The organism is Blautia sp. MSK17_66 (assembly GCF_020538025.1).
In the GTDB taxonomy this organism is placed as follows: Bacteria; Bacillota; Clostridia; order Lachnospirales; family Lachnospiraceae; genus Blautia_A.
In genome coordinates, this window is record NZ_JAJBNQ010000010.1 from 15,627 (window position 1) to 29,568 (window position 13,942).

Sequence of the window (13,942 nt, forward strand, 5' to 3'; positions counted from 1 at the left end):
TCCGCCCCTCGCTGAGATAAGGGAAATGATCCCTTTCACTTGGTAGCCAGAAAACAGGTCATTCGTTAAGCCTGTTCTCAAAGAAATTTATAAATTTTTTTCTGACCGCTTCCACACTTTGATAAACAGCCACTTTGGAGCAGCCGCACAGCACACCGATCTCTGCAAGGCTCAGCCCGTCAAGCGCATAGAGCAGGAACCGGCGGCGCTGGGCCTCGGTACAGGTGTCCAGAACAGCCATCAGCTCATGCAGCGTTTCCATGCGGCAAAGGTATTCCTCCGGCGTTTCGCCGTAGCCCCCTACGCCCTCGGTGGTAATGATGTACTCGTCAAACTCCCGGCCATCCCAATGCCGCCGCTGTTCATGGAACAGGTTCTCCGTTTTATGATCGGCCCGGTCAAGAAATTCATAGACTTCCAGCGTAACCTCCACGGCCACAGCTTGTCCGTTATAATTGATGGTAACTTCCATCTGCCTTTCCTCCATTCAGATTTTTTGGGTAAATCTGAATGGGGCGGCGGGGAGCGGCACCGGGGATAAAGTTCGAGCCATGCTGACCCGATGTTCCGGCTCCACAGGGACAAAAAAGCGCCCGGACGGCATAAAGCCATACGAGCGTAATAGAGTATATTTTGCTGTTTAGTTACATGGTATAGTGCATACTTCTGACCGCATTGCTCCGCTGCTGGGAACAGACTTTTTTTAGCTGGTGCAGGTCATGGGTACTGTGAAAAAAGGCAAGCATAGACACGGCGGCAATCCTCCTATATGCCGCCGTGGATTTACACGGTGTTAGGTCGTCGGGTTTCTGCTTTTCGCAAAAAGAAACGGCGGCTCTGTTTTTTCAAAGCCGCCGGAAGATAGCATAGGCGCGTTAATAGATCTGCTTTACGACGGCTTTTTTTCTTTTGCCGTCGTCCGGCAGATTATTTTTTTATGAGTAAGGGCGAAAAATCAATCGTAATCATAAAATTATCTGTTGAACTTCTCGACAATTTGTCGGGAAGTTGTTCCCTTTCCCAGTTTTCTTTTCCTTCATATCCATACATAGATATTTCCTCATCCAATAGCCTTGCAACCATAAAGCAACAAGACAGCAAAAACAAAAGCACTATTCCTGCCATAATAATAATTATCAAATCAATCACATCTCATTCTCCTATGTAAGCGGTACAGAAAAAGCAGCCTTGACAGACTGCTTTTTCAATCACCATATTCTATTTTTGTTCTCATGTAAAAAGGCTTCCGAAATTGTGCGAATCCCAAACGCTAATCCATCTATGTAAGCGTCTCTCTGTTCTGTTTGTTTAAGATTTAAAGTATATTCCTTGTAATCCTCAAACATTGCCTGCAGATCCGGACTCATTAGACTTATCATTTCCTTTTCTAATGTTTCACACAGTTCCTTTGTCTCTTCATAACTTTTACTTTGTGTCTCACATTGATTCATTGGATAAATGCTATAATACAATTTTTCCAGTTGCTTTTCGCTCATTTTTGATCACCATTTCTTTCAGTCTTTTTATGATCCATATAATTCCAGAAATGCCGTTTTTTAGCAAAATGCCTGCTACAGCTAATAATCTCCAGGCAAGAACCCCTATTCCAATCAAACTTCCTACCATCAGTTTAAGTACCACCAAACCAAGCATTTCCCCTGTCCCCACATTTCTTGGAACGACCAACAAAAACATTTTCTGGATTCCGAAAGGTATTCCCACAAAAAGCAATAATTTTCTCCAGTCTAATATTTCACCATTCATGCACATAGGGTGAACAATTAAGCAGATAATCATAGCTATTGCACCAGGAATTATCAATTTTGTTATAATTTCTTTTCCTCTCATATGCCACCTCCGTACATATCATGATTTACTTTTGCCTGGTAATAATTGCCTATTGTCGTTATTGAATTCATAAGACAGGTAAGCAAGTACGCTTTTATGTTCTTTACTTCCCTGGTATTCTCATGCAGACAGTCAAGTACATACTCTATGTGGCTTTCTTCCAGCAACAATAATCTGCTTTTTACGAACTGATATGGGTATTTCACTCCACTGATCGTAATATTCTCCCGTTCTATGCTGATTGTTTCCACAATTAGTGCCACAATTTCATCCAACTGTTGCTGTTCCCCCAGTCTGCATCGTTGTACAAGACAGTCATATTCAATATTTCTTTTTACAAGTGCAGTATTCATCTGGAATAACTCCATCTCTTCCATCAAATCCATTGACTGCTGTTCGGAAGAATCTGAAAGATTGATAAGATCAGTATTACTTCTGTCAGTATTACTAATATCAGTATAATTATAATTAGTATTATTAGGGTCGGTTTTTCCGACTTCTGTAGTTCTGATTTTTCGACCACGATAAGTCGTATTTTCCGACCTCTTGAAGTCGGTTTTTCCGACCCCTTGAAGTCGATTTTTCCGACCACGATAAGTCGATTTTTCCGACTCCGATAAGTCGACTTCTTCGACCTCTCGATTTTGTTGAATACTCTCTTCGGATTCATCATTGTTTTTAACATCTTTTGATGTCCTTAAAATAAAGTTCTTTACATAAATAATATCCGGTTTACCAAATCCTTGTTTGACTCTTTCAATTAATCCGATTCCCTTTTTGGTATCCAGTTCTGCAAGCGTTTTCATTGCTTTATCTCTTCCACAATTCATATACTGAATAACCTGTTCAACAGTAAAAATAATATAAACCTTCAATCTGTAAATCAGGATTAAATCTCTGATGAATGCCTTTCACAACTTTCAGTAATTCCATGAGACCATCTGCCGCATAGTATTGAGGCTGCACCGGAATCAAAACGCTATCAGCTGCACTTAACGCATTAATTGTCATCATTCCCAACGAGGGCATACAATCAATCAGGATATAGTCATAATCATTTTCCAAAAGTTCCAGATATTCTTTTAAGACTTTTTCTCTGTCCTCTACCGTAAATAATGACATGTCCATTCCTGAAAGAAGTTTATTAGATGGAATTACATCTATTCCTTCCTCATGGTGTAAAATTGCTTCCCTGGGATCAAATTCTACGCTGATGTCTGAGTGCACTATCAAATATTGCAATGCTTTTGGATTTATTCCGGATTTTGCCATGTTTGAGCAATAGGTGTGCCGACATACATGTGGTGTGATAACAGTCATCTGCGCTTTGTAAGTATTATTATATTTCTGAATGATATGTTGAAAGTAATGCTCCCAGTGCAGAGAATAACAGATACTTCCATTTTTATCAAAGTATAAAAATCCACTTTTTCCCTCTACCATAGGCTCTGCTTTGGGCGGGTTTCGTTTTTCTATTATTTTCCGAAAACATTCCTCTACATCTGCAGTCATAGGTATCTTTCTTCAATAAATTGATAACTGTTCCGTATCCTGCAACTGTAGTAGGTCTGACACCGGTTTTTGTTGATGTATATTTTTCAACCAGTTCCAGTACCGTCATATTTCCGCCATTTGTTGCAATCTGCTCAAAATGGTCCGCCTGGATTTTCTTCTCCATCTCCCGAAGCGACAAAGTACGGCGCTTTCCTTTCGGAGTTGCATCGTTATGGTCTAAGCGCCAGCTATATACGCAGCGCTCCTTTCCCATCTCATCGACATACTTAAATCGATATCTGCCATCAGATAACTGTATTTCTCCATTGTGTAATATACGTCCTCTATGATCTCTCCTTTTTTCACTCATAATATTTTAGTCTCCTTCATCAAATGTTCATTTAACTTGGAAGACCGTCTCGGTTTATTCATTATACCACAAGACCTTTCCTTCGCTAAGATAAAATGAACATTATTTTCATTACTATTTCTTCTATTCTGTCACTTAAACTGTGCTGGCTGTATCCAGATAATCTTCAAACAATTTCCTTTTGAATCGAATATGAGAACCTACTTCCAAAATGAAATCCGCTCCCTCATTTTCACCTGCGATTTGTCTCAATCTCTTTTCTCCAATTCCGTAATATTCTGCTGCTTCGGAAACATTTAAAGAATATTTCTTCCAAACAGGTATTGTTTTTTCTGTATGATTCATTCGCATTCCTCCTCCCCTCTGTTTGTATTCAACAGCGTTTTCGCTTTCTTCATTTTCATACTTGCAATCACTTCTCGTTTGCTTGTGCCTCCAACATACATAGGCGTACACATTTCTAAAATACGGTCATAGATACGCCTTTTATCCAACATGGTCTCGCTTTTTATTTCTTTCAGTGGAAGATTCGTTGTGATGATCAAAGGTCGTCCTGAACGGATCCTGCGGTCTATGACGCTAAAAATAATTTCTAACGCATATTCTGAATTTCGTTCCACACCAAGATCATCAATAATCAAAAGCTGATATGAAGCCAATGCATTGATATATTCCGTTTTGTCTGCCAGTGGAAATATATCATCGATAATGGTATTGAAATTTGTCATCTTTACTGTCACTTCCTGCTTTAGAAGTTCATTGGCAATACACCCGGCAATATAACTTTTCCCGGTACCAACCGGTCCCCAGAACAAACAGCCTATATGGTTTCTTTTCATTTCATCCCAGTTATCAACATAGCTTTTAGCCTTATGCATTACAGCATCTGACATATCCGCATTTTCAAATGTCCACTCTTCCATTCTGCTCTCGTCAAAACAGATGCTCGTATTTCTACTGACTAATTCTCGGTGTTCTTTGTCTTTAAAATATTTTTGTTCTTCTTCATATGCTTTTCTGTCACAGGCACATTGCCTGGAATGTTTCTTCATCCCCATAAAGCCACCCTCGGGGAAAAAAGCTTCTTTCGCTTCCCCACAGACTTTGCAGTATTGCAAACCATCACTGCCTACACATACGGTATCTTCTTCTCTCATCACAAACTCTCTCCTTCTCCATAGTAATAATTTACTTCATGATATTTATTTCTTTTATATTTCTCAGTTACTTTACTAGGTGCCACATTTCCGACTCCTGCACAGCCATTTTTACGACCAGATGAAGGTTGCTTTTCCGACTCTGTTGCAACCATCTTTTCAACCGCCTTATCGTCAACCGGCTGTAAACCTATCTCATCAGATGGAATTTTTACATATAAATGATTGGGTTTTGAAAAACCACCAGATCTGAGAACCAATAGTCCCACATCATCTAATTCCTTCAATGCTGTTTTTACAGAAGATTTACATTTGCCGATTTGAGCAGACAATTCCTCTATCGGAAAAATCAGATAAGCATTTCCATACTTGTCTATCCAACTATTCATTCTCGATATCCGTGCCCGGTCATACAAAATCATATAAAGGAATTTTGCAGTTTGAGAAATTCGCAGTTTTAGCAAAAACTTCGGAAACTGGAAGTACTGAAGCATCTGCTCTGACTCCTTCATGTATTCATATTTCATTCTTTTCTCGCCTCGTTTCTGTTTCTAACTGTTGTAAAAATCATTTTTATGCCGGCTCAAAAAATGTCCTTACACATATTCAAAAGATGAAGGGCATAAATACAGGCTCTTGATGAAAATTTTTTATTTTTCCTGCAAAAAATACCCTTTCATTAATACGAAACGCTGAGAGGCATTTTTACAGCCCCCTGAGGAAAATTTTTTTATTTTTTCGGTTAATTGAATACTTAAAAACAAAAAACACTCACCTATTCCAGGTGAATGCCTTATCAAAATTTCCTTATTTTGTTGTCTGTGACGCTTATCCAGATATGCCTGCATATCTGCTAAAATATAATTGCCAGCAATTATATTTTCACGTGGGTATGGGGACGTAATCCCAATCAAGGTCTGCTACTCGTAAGTAATACAAAATTGTCAAAATGACAATACTGTAATACACGGGTGGATCTTGCTCTGGTATTTTCTCCTCATCAAATCGGTTTGTGATATTTGGATACTACTCTAAAAATATTATGATGTTCACTAATCATTATGAACTCTTGTCTTTTAAGCATATCTTTATTAGATTTATATGTCATTTTATGATAGAATTAATTTTGAAGAGGAGGTATTATTATGGACTATTTATCGGCAGCAAAAATGAGATATTATTCAAAAGATAACTCTGAAAACATCATAAAAAATTTAAACAAGAAACTTTCTGCTAATATTTCAGCATAGTAATGTCATAGAAAAAGTATCATTTCAGTAGTAAAATACTGGCTAAAAGCAGACAGTATTTGGAGAGTACCGTTTAGACATCAGGAGGTAACATAATGGGTAAGAACACGACAAATGATATGACGCAGGGAAACTGCATGCGTTTACTGGTACAGTTTTTTCTGCCGATCCTGGCAGGAAATCTGTTTCAGCAGTTATACAGCTTTGCAGACTCTATGGTGGTGGGAAAAGGAATTGGCGATACGGCACTTGCAGCAGTCGGAAATACCGGTTCCGTACATTTTCTGATCATTGGTTTCGCAATTGGGCTGACAGGAGGATTGGGAATCTGTATTTCTCAGTCTTTTGGAAGTGGCAATTATGAAAAACTTCGTAAGGAGCTGGCAATGTCTGTCTGGATCTGTCTGGCTATTGGGATTGTGATCACAGTGGTAAGTCTGACCTTCATGCGGCAATTATTTACATTTCTCCATACACCGGAAGATCTGATGACGGAAACACTGCAATATTTCGGAACAATTCTTGCGGGAACCACCATTACAATTTTTAATAATTTTGCCATGACACTTCTGCGTTCCGTCGGAAACAGCCGGATGCCTCTGGTTGCAATGATAATTTCCGCCATTGCTAATGTTCTGATGGATCTGTTATTCGTTTTTCCGCTGCATATGGGTGTTTTTGGCGCAGCGTTAGCCACTGTTCTGGCACAGGTTCTGTCTGCGCTTTACTGCTGTTACTACATAGGAAGGGAAAAAAATCTGATCCCGAAAAAAACGGACTGGAAACCACAGAGTGTAATCATCAAAAGACTGACATTGAAAGGTCTGCCTGTTGCCGTTATGAATTCTGTCACTGCAGTGGGTGGAATGGTATTGCAGACATTTGTCAACAATATGGGAACAAGCTATGTGGCTGCCTATGCGGCATGCACCAAGATCCTCAGTCTTTTTGAACAGCCGGCAAATACAGTGGGCCTGGCACTTCTTACTTTTGTGGGACAGAATTATGGTGCCGGAAAAAAGGAGCGGATACGTACCGGTATCCGGGAAGGAGTTATCCTGACGATCCTGATAAATATTCCACTGGCTTTGATGTTGCTGTGTATTCCTGAGTTTCTGACTTCTTTCATGTTGAATGATGCGTCGATTATTTCTTACACAAGAGATTTTCTGGCGCTTACAGGCATCTGTCTGTTTCCTCTGGGATGGCTGTTTGTGTTCCGCAACGGGTGTCAGGGCATGGGACATACGTTTGTTCCGATGCTTTCAGGAGTCCTGGAAGTGTCTCTTCGAGTGGTCATGGTAAAGCTGCTGACTCCATATCTGGCTTTTCGTGGTGTTGCTCTGGCAGAAGTATCTGCCTGGATCGGCGCCTGGATCATGTTGATGATCACTTACTGGATCTATCAGGAAAGAACGGATTCTTTTCGGTAAGTCTGAGGAGAACATCCTACCTTGGTGCGAAACTGTCGATTGAAACTTGAAAGGTTATGAAATCCGGTATCGAAAGCAATGTCGGAGATACTGCGATCCGTATTGCGCAGAAGGTCGCATGCTGATCGGATACGTACCTGATTCAGATATTCAATGGCTCCGAGACCGAAATTCTGTTTGAAACAGCTCATAAAGTAACTGCTGCTCATATGAGCGATCTTTGCCAGCTGCTCTATGGTGACAGATTCAGAATGATGTTTCTGTATATAAGTGAGAACAGGCCGAAGTGTTTCGGTCATCCGGGATTCTGTCGAAAACGTGTGTTCGGTGCAGAGTCCCGGTGTCGATGCCAGCAGATAAAATAAGCGAAGCAGTTCGCTTTTCAGTAACAGATCAGACGTTGCAAGATTTTTGTGTGCACACTGCATAATAGTCCGGACCGAATCATGGAGTTCATGATCCCCCGGGGGTTCCTGAGATACAGGGACCAGAACTCTTCGTCTGGAAGAAAAGATCGGCAGCAGAATATCTGTATAACAACGGTCATCGTAACTTCCCACCAGCATATTCTGATGAAAAACAATGGTATCATAAAAAAAAGAGCTGTGCTCATCCGACATGATAGCATGAAGGACGTTGGGCTGGATCAGAAAGATGTCTCCCGGTTTGGCAGAGATGGTCTGGGTAGTGTAAATTATTCTGTGTAAACCTCTCAGATTGATGATAAAATCATAGGTTTATAGAATACAAAAATATAATGTAATGGGCTGAATGGCATACTTTGCTGTTCAGCCTGTTGTTTATTTAGTAGCATGGATTCTATTGCATGTCAAGGGCGCCCGAGAAAATCGGGCGTTTATTTACCCTTGATATGCGATTGAATCTGTGCTTAATCGATATCCTCTGGCTGGATCCGATCCCCAAAATAGATGCATAACTGATCCAGTGTCAGACCCCAGTCCCAAGCCTTTCCGGTCCATTTTTTTGTAGCATCCATCATTGCCAGATAGAGCATCTTGAAAAGTGCATCATCGGTCGGAAAAATAGTCTTGGATTTCGTAACCTTGCGTAGCTGGCGGTTAAAATTTTCGATGGAATTTGTAGTGTATATTAATTTACGTATCTCAGATGGATATTTAAAATATGTGGATAATTGTGTCCAGTTATTTCTCCAGGATCTAATGGAAGCAGGGTATTTTTTGCCCCATTTTTCTTCCAGATCTTCCAAGGCTGTGAGTGCAAGATCTTCTGTATCAGCTTTTGTTTCTTCGTGTTAATACGCTTAATTCTTCCTTTAAAGGAAAAAAAATCAGCATCGTAATAGCATATCTCAAAGTATGTTCTTACTTTTTTTCCAGACTGCATCTGTAGATCCAGATACTCGTCATAAGACAGAGTATCTCCTCCGACCATGTCGTCTTTTCCCTGTGGTTCAAAATCAATCATTCCCCACTCTGTAGTGGCAAGCAGTTTCTCTCCCCAGAATTCTTTCTTAAATTTCTGCCACTTCTCATTTTCTGGGCATTCTGCCTTATTTCCTCTGTTCATTTTTTTCTCCTTTTTGTATAAGTACAGTCCTTTGACTGCCTGACATATACAAAAGATACGATATGAACAAATGAAATGTTAGTTTTTGTACGGAGTATCGTTCGCCATTATATCTCTTTCACTGGAAGTAATCTGCTTTACCAGTTGGAAAAATCCCTTCAAGTCCGTAAAGTTGTTGTATCCTCCAGTGCAATCGTTCAATCCTTTTGCAGAACGGACGAGAAATCCCTTAGAGTTCATCATGTCGAAATCTATGGGGTGGTTCCTGCATTCATGGAATGAAAAATATGCATACTTTTTTTGTTTCGTTGTCCTTAAAATATCCGCACATATCGTAATGCCCCGTCTCAAAGGTAATAAGCCTTAATCCATATTTTGCGGCATTAATTTTCCAATCTACAATACAAAATGATATTCTTTTTTTCTGGATGTTTCTGTGATATACTTATACGCGGTCGTATCAGACCGGAAAGGAAAATTATGTTACAAAAATTATATGTTTTTTTCAGGAAAGAAACCGTTTTGTCAATTGCAGTGATCCTGGCGCTTCTTTCTATGTTCTGGGTCAGACCGGATAAGGCTTATTTTACTTATATCGATTTCAGGACTCTCCCTTTCTGCGGGTCATAGTAGTGGATCAACAGTTTTGCAAGGGTGCTCTTACCAGAACCGGATTCACCAACCAGGGCAGTTTTTTGTCCTGCTTTTGCCACAAGGGTAATATCGTGGAGGACTTCGTTTTCCGCTATTATCGGTTTCCCATCTGGGCCAGGCTGTGTCGTCTGATACGCAAAGGAAACATGATCGTAAGAAATGTTAAAATCCTGTCCGTGGAAATCATCCTCAGCAGCTTGCAGCGGTGCCGCATTTAACATCTGTTCAAGTGCCGTGATCTTATAATTCAGATTTGGAATCGTTTCCATAAAGCCCAGTGCTTTCAGGAGAGGAATCCCAATGCTGAGGGAAAGGCAGAGGACTAAAATCAAATCAGGTAAAGTGCTTATGCCACAGAGAACAAACCATGCCCCAAGAGGCAAAGTCAGAATAACAGTGCAGGGCAGCAGACTTCCGTATATCGCCATCCAGGGCCAGGCGGCCTTATACCATGCCAAGGTATAATCCCGATAGTTCGTTACATCCTTGCGGAAGTTCTCGTAAGATTCACTCTCCCGGTTGAAAACCTTGACAACCTCCATACCATTGATGTACTCAATGATCGTGTTGTTCATTTTCTGTGCAGACTGATAGTAGGGACCCATGCGCTTCATTCCAACAGAGTACATAATGACCATGGAGAGCAGGCTGATCGGGATAGAGGCCAAAGACATAAGAGCCAGTTTCCAGTCCGCACAAAACATAGCAACATAAATCACCAGCGGGATCAGTAAATTTGCGATACCCTCCGGGACTGAATGAGCAAGGAGCAATTCCAAGCTGTCCACATCATCGACAAACAGCTTTTTGATTGTCCCTGTCCCTTTTTCCTCCACAATGCCAAGGGGAAGTTTCTCAAACTTCTTTTGCAGAGATACCCGCAGCCGGAACAATGTGTTATATGCTGCTTTATGAGAAATTGATAATCCCCATCCATAAAAAAACGCCTGCAAAACAAGACAGATCAAAACCCCTATAACACGCAATAAAACAAATTCTGTTTCAACAGAATCGCCCATAACCAATGGCGAAATGACCTGATAGGCCAGCACAAAAGGCAGGACGCCCATAAGAACGCTGACCAGTACGACAACCGTGGCCACATACATATTTTTCTTATATGGCCCTGCGTACTCAAAGATTTTTTTGAACATAAGCCCTCCTTATATTGAGCCGTACTGTCTGTGCTTCAAAAACAAGAGGCCGCCAAAGTAAAGCGGCCTCTTATCATTATCTTTCTGTCCAGTCAAGGCGGCCCTGACATTCATAATTTCTAAAATTCACTGGCGGATTCGGAAAAAATCCAAAACCTTTTTACTGCCGGATTCGTCCAATGGATAGCTTTCTTTTATTTGCCCTTTTTCCATATGGACTACATACGAACATCCCGCCATCACCAACTCCGGATCATGCGTAATAACAAGAAGCGTTTTGCCCTGATCCGCGAGTGACTTCAAACTCCGCGCAACTTCCCGCATATGTTTGAGATCAAGCCCGCTGGTTGGTTCGTCAAACACAATGATCTCCCGGTCACTCACAATGGCAGACGCGATCGCTACCCGCTGTTTTTGCCCGCCGGAAAGAGAAAGCGGGTGCCTGTCTTTATATTCCAGCAGATCAAACTGTTTAAGGATTTTATCCACAACAGTTTCATCCTCGTTGTCAATGCTCAGAAGCACTTCATCCGTCACGCTTTCGGTAAATAGCTGATGGCTGGTATCCTGCATTACCATGTAGCAATGTTTGAGCCGGGCTTTCCAATCAAGGGTTTTCCCGTCAACCTGCAAAAGGCCACACTTCTTTTCCAGTCCGCAAATACAGCGGGCCAGAGTAGATTTTCCAGCGCCATTCAGACCGATAATGGCAATCGTTTCTCCAACAGGCAGTTCTGCACTCGGAATATGGAGGCTTTCCGGTTCCCGCTTTTTATACGCAAAGCAGAAATTTTGAAATTCCATCTGTTTAGCTGTATGCGCCTGATACTGATTCGCAGGCTTCAACTTCGAGAGAGAAAACGGACGCAGCCCCATTTCTTTTCGAGTGCCATCCGATAAGCTGTCAAATTCAGCAGGCGTGTATTCCCGTTCAATCTCCCCATCTTTTACATACAGCACACGATCTGCAAGATCGTGAAGGTAGTAAAGGCGGTGTTCTGCGATCAGAATTGTTTTGCCCTGCTTTTTCCAGAGGCTCAGGACCTGCCGCAGGTCATCAATAGCAGCCATATCCAAATTAGAAGATGGTTCGTCCAGGACCATAATTCCCGGCAGCAATACACTTGATGAAGCACAGGCTATTTTTTGCTTTTCGCCCCCGGACAGAGCAAACACGCTTCGCCCCATCAAATCTTCAATATGATAATCGGAAACTGTCCGGTCAATCCTTTTCAGGATATCCTCCTGAGGATAGCCTAAATTTTCACAGGCAAAGGCTAATTCACTATCCGTATCCACGTTGAAAAACTGACTTTTGGGATTCTGGAATACAGATCCCACCATAGCAGCCAAGTCATAAAGCGGCGTATCTGATACGCTTTTTCCGTCCAGAAGGACATCGCCCTCTAAATTTCCCTCGTAATAATGAGGCACCAGCCCGTTTACCAAACGGGTAATCGTTGTTTTCCCACAGCCGGATTCTCCCGTGAGTAAAACAAATTCCCCTGTGTTTATGGTGAGATTGACATTTCTAATCCCTCCGCCGCTGGATTCTTCACCATAAGAAAAAGAAACATTTTGAAAATCTATCATGGCAAAATCCCTCCTGCGGAAATTATCGGGGAAGCAATCGCCCAAAACACTACAAAGCAACAAAACAAGATCAGCACCACATCGGCAAAATTGAATTTAAGCTGGCAAATGTTTGTGCGTTTGACAGGAGCGCCGAGGCCACGGGTAATTGCCGCAGCGGAAAGTTCCTCACCGATTTTCACGGAGCAGGTAATCATCGGGATCAGCTTATACTCCAATATTTTTGAAGATTTTTTCCCTCCAAGTTTAATCCCACGCATTTTCATAGCGTCACTGATTGCTTCTGACTCCTGAAAGACAGTTGGAAAGAAGCGGAACATGACCGTTAAGGGGATCGTCACTTCTTTAGGCATATGGATTCTTTCCATGCCGGAAATCAATTCACTGACCGTTGTTGTTTTCACTGCATAGGCAGCAATCGCAACACTGGGAAGGATTCGACAGAAGAATCCTGTTGTAAACAGAACGAGGAAATTCAATATTCCCGTAAGGTGCGGCAAAACATAAATTTGAACAGCATAAAAAGCAGAAAACACAGCAATATAGCCCACAGCTTTTGCACATTGTTTCGAGGTAAGCAGCAATATAGCCGGAACCGTACAAAGAACAAGGCGGATCAGCCCCATAGCTTCTCCGCCTGTTCCACCCATGACAAAAATGCTTATGATGAAGATGAGCAACAGTTTTGTACGCGGATCGAGCCGTAACCCTTGTTCTGTTTTTTTGCTGAGCAGAATTTCCCGCGCCATTATGCAATACCGGCACGCTGGAAGTGCTTTTTGCAAATGGCTTTCCCAATCACACCTCCGACAAGGCCAAACACAAAGCAGGCAACCAGCAGAATAGGCGCAATCCACATAGGCATATATGTATTAAGGGTAGCTGCATATTCAGCGCCGTATCCTTCAGTCAACATTACCATATAGCTTTCACGGTTCAGGAAAATGGGAGCAAAGTTGCCAAACACCCAGATGCTGAACACGCCGCAGGAAAGAACTGTACTCTTTGCACTTTTGTAGTCCGCCTTTTTCAGGATCACGTCGGCCAACAGGCCGCCAACGAGACCAGTTACCATAGTAAGATAGCCGTTGCCGAAGAACACCATGATTAGGCCAATCAGGAAACCCATGATTGCAGTCATCCCGAATTTTTTAGCCTTTGTAACATACAGCATATAGGGGATGCCGCCAATCAAAGGGCAAAGCACCGCCATCAGCGGAATAAAAATGGGGATAAAGCCAAGCATCGCCACCAGCATAACAATCACGACATAGATGACGGTGTAGATGCCGATAGTAATTAAATCTTTTCCCTCAAGCCGGGAACTTTTTTTCTGGGAACTCATACCAGTATCCTCCTTATCTCTGAGAAAATGAAAATGTGGTGTGGTTAGCTTCCTCTAACCACACCACATATAATAGCAATTTGCGCCCACGATTCC

The 13,942-nt window shown here is 41.7% G+C and carries 15 protein-coding genes and 3 pseudogenes; 1 reads left to right on the forward strand and 17 read right to left on the reverse strand.

Features of this window, described 5'->3' with window-relative positions; genetic code table 11:
• Positions 1-58 precede the first annotated feature (58 nt).
• The 11 genes and pseudogenes from LIR34_RS06685 to LIR34_RS06735 form a co-directional block, all read right to left on the reverse strand.
• Positions 59-472 carry an RNA polymerase sigma factor gene (locus tag LIR34_RS06685; RefSeq protein ID WP_014081146.1) on the reverse strand — a complete coding sequence of 138 codons (414 nt, stop codon included), beginning with the start codon at positions 470-472 and terminating at the stop codon, positions 59-61.
• A gap of 455 nt (positions 473-927) precedes the next feature.
• The gene (locus tag LIR34_RS06690) at positions 928-1,149 is read right to left on the reverse strand and encodes a hypothetical protein (RefSeq protein WP_173902538.1); all 222 of its coding nucleotides are present in this window, start codon (positions 1,147-1,149) and stop codon (positions 928-930) included.
• Between the two features lie 59 nt (positions 1,150-1,208).
• Positions 1,209-1,496, reverse strand: a complete 288-nt coding sequence (locus tag LIR34_RS06695; RefSeq protein WP_015541255.1) for a DUF6809 family protein — start codon at positions 1,494-1,496, stop codon at positions 1,209-1,211.
• Positions 1,462-1,848 carry a DUF6050 family protein gene (locus LIR34_RS06700; protein WP_005426609.1) on the reverse strand — a complete coding sequence of 129 codons (387 nt, stop codon included), beginning with the start codon at positions 1,846-1,848 and terminating at the stop codon, positions 1,462-1,464. The genes LIR34_RS06695 and LIR34_RS06700 overlap by 35 nt, the downstream gene beginning before the upstream one ends.
• Positions 1,845-2,723, reverse strand: a complete 879-nt coding sequence (locus LIR34_RS06705; RefSeq protein WP_244092287.1) for a DUF6017 domain-containing protein — start codon at positions 2,721-2,723, stop codon at positions 1,845-1,847. Before LIR34_RS06705 ends, LIR34_RS06700 begins: the two co-directional genes overlap by 4 nt.
• Complete coding sequence (locus LIR34_RS17950) at positions 2,695-3,075, reverse strand: AAA family ATPase (protein WP_265107714.1); 381 nt, start codon at positions 3,073-3,075, stop codon at positions 2,695-2,697. The genes LIR34_RS06705 and LIR34_RS17950 overlap by 29 nt, the downstream gene beginning before the upstream one ends.
• A pseudogene (locus LIR34_RS06715) lies at positions 3,055-3,712 on the reverse strand (site-specific integrase); the annotation flags it as partial. The pseudogene LIR34_RS06715 and the gene LIR34_RS17950, both read right to left, overlap by 21 nt.
• 135 nt (positions 3,713-3,847) lie before the next feature.
• A complete protein-coding gene (locus LIR34_RS06720; protein ID WP_004844954.1) occupies positions 3,848-4,057 on the reverse strand; it encodes a MerR family transcriptional regulator in 210 nt (69 codons plus the stop codon).
• Positions 4,054-4,869: an ATP-binding protein gene (locus LIR34_RS06725; RefSeq protein WP_173902537.1), complete on the reverse strand. Its 816-nt coding sequence runs from the start codon at positions 4,867-4,869 to the stop codon at positions 4,054-4,056. The genes LIR34_RS06720 and LIR34_RS06725 overlap by 4 nt, the downstream gene beginning before the upstream one ends.
• A complete protein-coding gene (locus LIR34_RS06730; RefSeq protein WP_173902536.1) occupies positions 4,869-5,396 on the reverse strand; it encodes a replication initiator protein A in 528 nt (175 codons plus the stop codon). Before LIR34_RS06730 ends, LIR34_RS06725 begins: the two co-directional genes overlap by 1 nt.
• A 123-nt stretch (positions 5,397-5,519) precedes the next feature.
• On the reverse strand, positions 5,520-5,783 hold the full coding sequence (locus tag LIR34_RS06735; RefSeq protein WP_244092286.1) for a hypothetical protein: 264 nt from the start codon (positions 5,781-5,783) through the stop codon (positions 5,520-5,522).
• Between the two features lie 431 nt (positions 5,784-6,214).
• Here LIR34_RS06735 and LIR34_RS06740 point away from each other — a divergent pair, with 431 nt between their 5' ends.
• On the forward strand, positions 6,215-7,552 hold the full coding sequence (locus tag LIR34_RS06740) for an MATE family efflux transporter (RefSeq protein ID WP_173902535.1): 1,338 nt from the start codon (positions 6,215-6,217) through the stop codon (positions 7,550-7,552).
• On the opposite strand, the gene LIR34_RS06745 is transcribed toward LIR34_RS06740, so the two are convergent.
• The 6 genes and pseudogenes from LIR34_RS06745 to LIR34_RS06780 form a co-directional block, all read right to left on the reverse strand.
• Positions 7,525-8,277, reverse strand: coding sequence for a helix-turn-helix domain-containing protein (locus LIR34_RS06745; RefSeq protein WP_320442963.1), 753 nt, complete (start codon positions 8,275-8,277; stop codon positions 7,525-7,527). The two genes, LIR34_RS06740 and LIR34_RS06745, sit on opposite strands and share 28 nt — an antisense overlap.
• A gap of 164 nt (positions 8,278-8,441) precedes the next feature.
• A pseudogene (locus tag LIR34_RS06750) lies at positions 8,442-8,813 on the reverse strand (transposase); the annotation flags it as partial.
• A gap of 892 nt (positions 8,814-9,705) precedes the next feature.
• Positions 9,706-10,908 (reverse strand): annotated as a pseudogene (locus LIR34_RS06765) (ABC transporter transmembrane domain-containing protein); the annotation flags it as partial.
• Between the two features lie 126 nt (positions 10,909-11,034).
• A complete protein-coding gene (locus LIR34_RS06770; protein ID WP_117889139.1) occupies positions 11,035-12,501 on the reverse strand; it encodes an ABC transporter ATP-binding protein in 1,467 nt (488 codons plus the stop codon).
• Positions 12,498-13,250 carry an energy-coupling factor transporter transmembrane component T gene (locus LIR34_RS06775; RefSeq protein WP_006428309.1) on the reverse strand — a complete coding sequence of 251 codons (753 nt, stop codon included), beginning with the start codon at positions 13,248-13,250 and terminating at the stop codon, positions 12,498-12,500. Before LIR34_RS06775 ends, LIR34_RS06770 begins: the two co-directional genes overlap by 4 nt.
• The gene (locus tag LIR34_RS06780; protein ID WP_005601664.1) at positions 13,250-13,846 is read right to left on the reverse strand and encodes an MptD family putative ECF transporter S component; all 597 of its coding nucleotides are present in this window, start codon (positions 13,844-13,846) and stop codon (positions 13,250-13,252) included. The genes LIR34_RS06775 and LIR34_RS06780 overlap by 1 nt, the downstream gene beginning before the upstream one ends.
• Between the last annotated feature and the right edge of the window lie 96 nt (positions 13,847-13,942).

Excerpts from the sequence above, each read along its gene's own strand:
- LIR34_RS06685 (WP_014081146.1), bottom strand. The coding sequence starts at position 472 with ATGGAAGTTACCATCAATTATAACGGACAAGCTGTGGCCGTGGAGGTT.
- LIR34_RS06695 (WP_015541255.1), bottom strand. The coding sequence starts at position 1,496 with ATGAGCGAAAAGCAACTGGAAAAATTGTATTATAGCATTTATCCAATG.
- LIR34_RS06700 (WP_005426609.1), bottom strand. The coding sequence starts at position 1,848 with ATGAGAGGAAAAGAAATTATAACAAAATTGATAATTCCTGGTGCAATA.
- LIR34_RS06720 (WP_004844954.1), bottom strand. The coding sequence starts at position 4,057 with ATGAATCATACAGAAAAAACAATACCTGTTTGGAAGAAATATTCTTTA.
- LIR34_RS06725 (WP_173902537.1), bottom strand. The coding sequence starts at position 4,869 with ATGAGAGAAGAAGATACCGTATGTGTAGGCAGTGATGGTTTGCAATAC.
- LIR34_RS06730 (WP_173902536.1), bottom strand. The coding sequence starts at position 5,396 with ATGAAATATGAATACATGAAGGAGTCAGAGCAGATGCTTCAGTACTTC.
- LIR34_RS06740 (WP_173902535.1), top strand. The coding sequence starts at position 6,215 with ATGGGTAAGAACACGACAAATGATATGACGCAGGGAAACTGCATGCGT.
- LIR34_RS06770 (WP_117889139.1), bottom strand. The coding sequence starts at position 12,501 with ATGATAGATTTTCAAAATGTTTCTTTTTCTTATGGTGAAGAATCCAGC.
- LIR34_RS06775 (WP_006428309.1), bottom strand. The coding sequence starts at position 13,250 with ATGGCGCGGGAAATTCTGCTCAGCAAAAAAACAGAACAAGGGTTACGG.
- LIR34_RS06780 (WP_005601664.1), bottom strand. The coding sequence starts at position 13,846 with ATGAGTTCCCAGAAAAAAAGTTCCCGGCTTGAGGGAAAAGATTTAATT.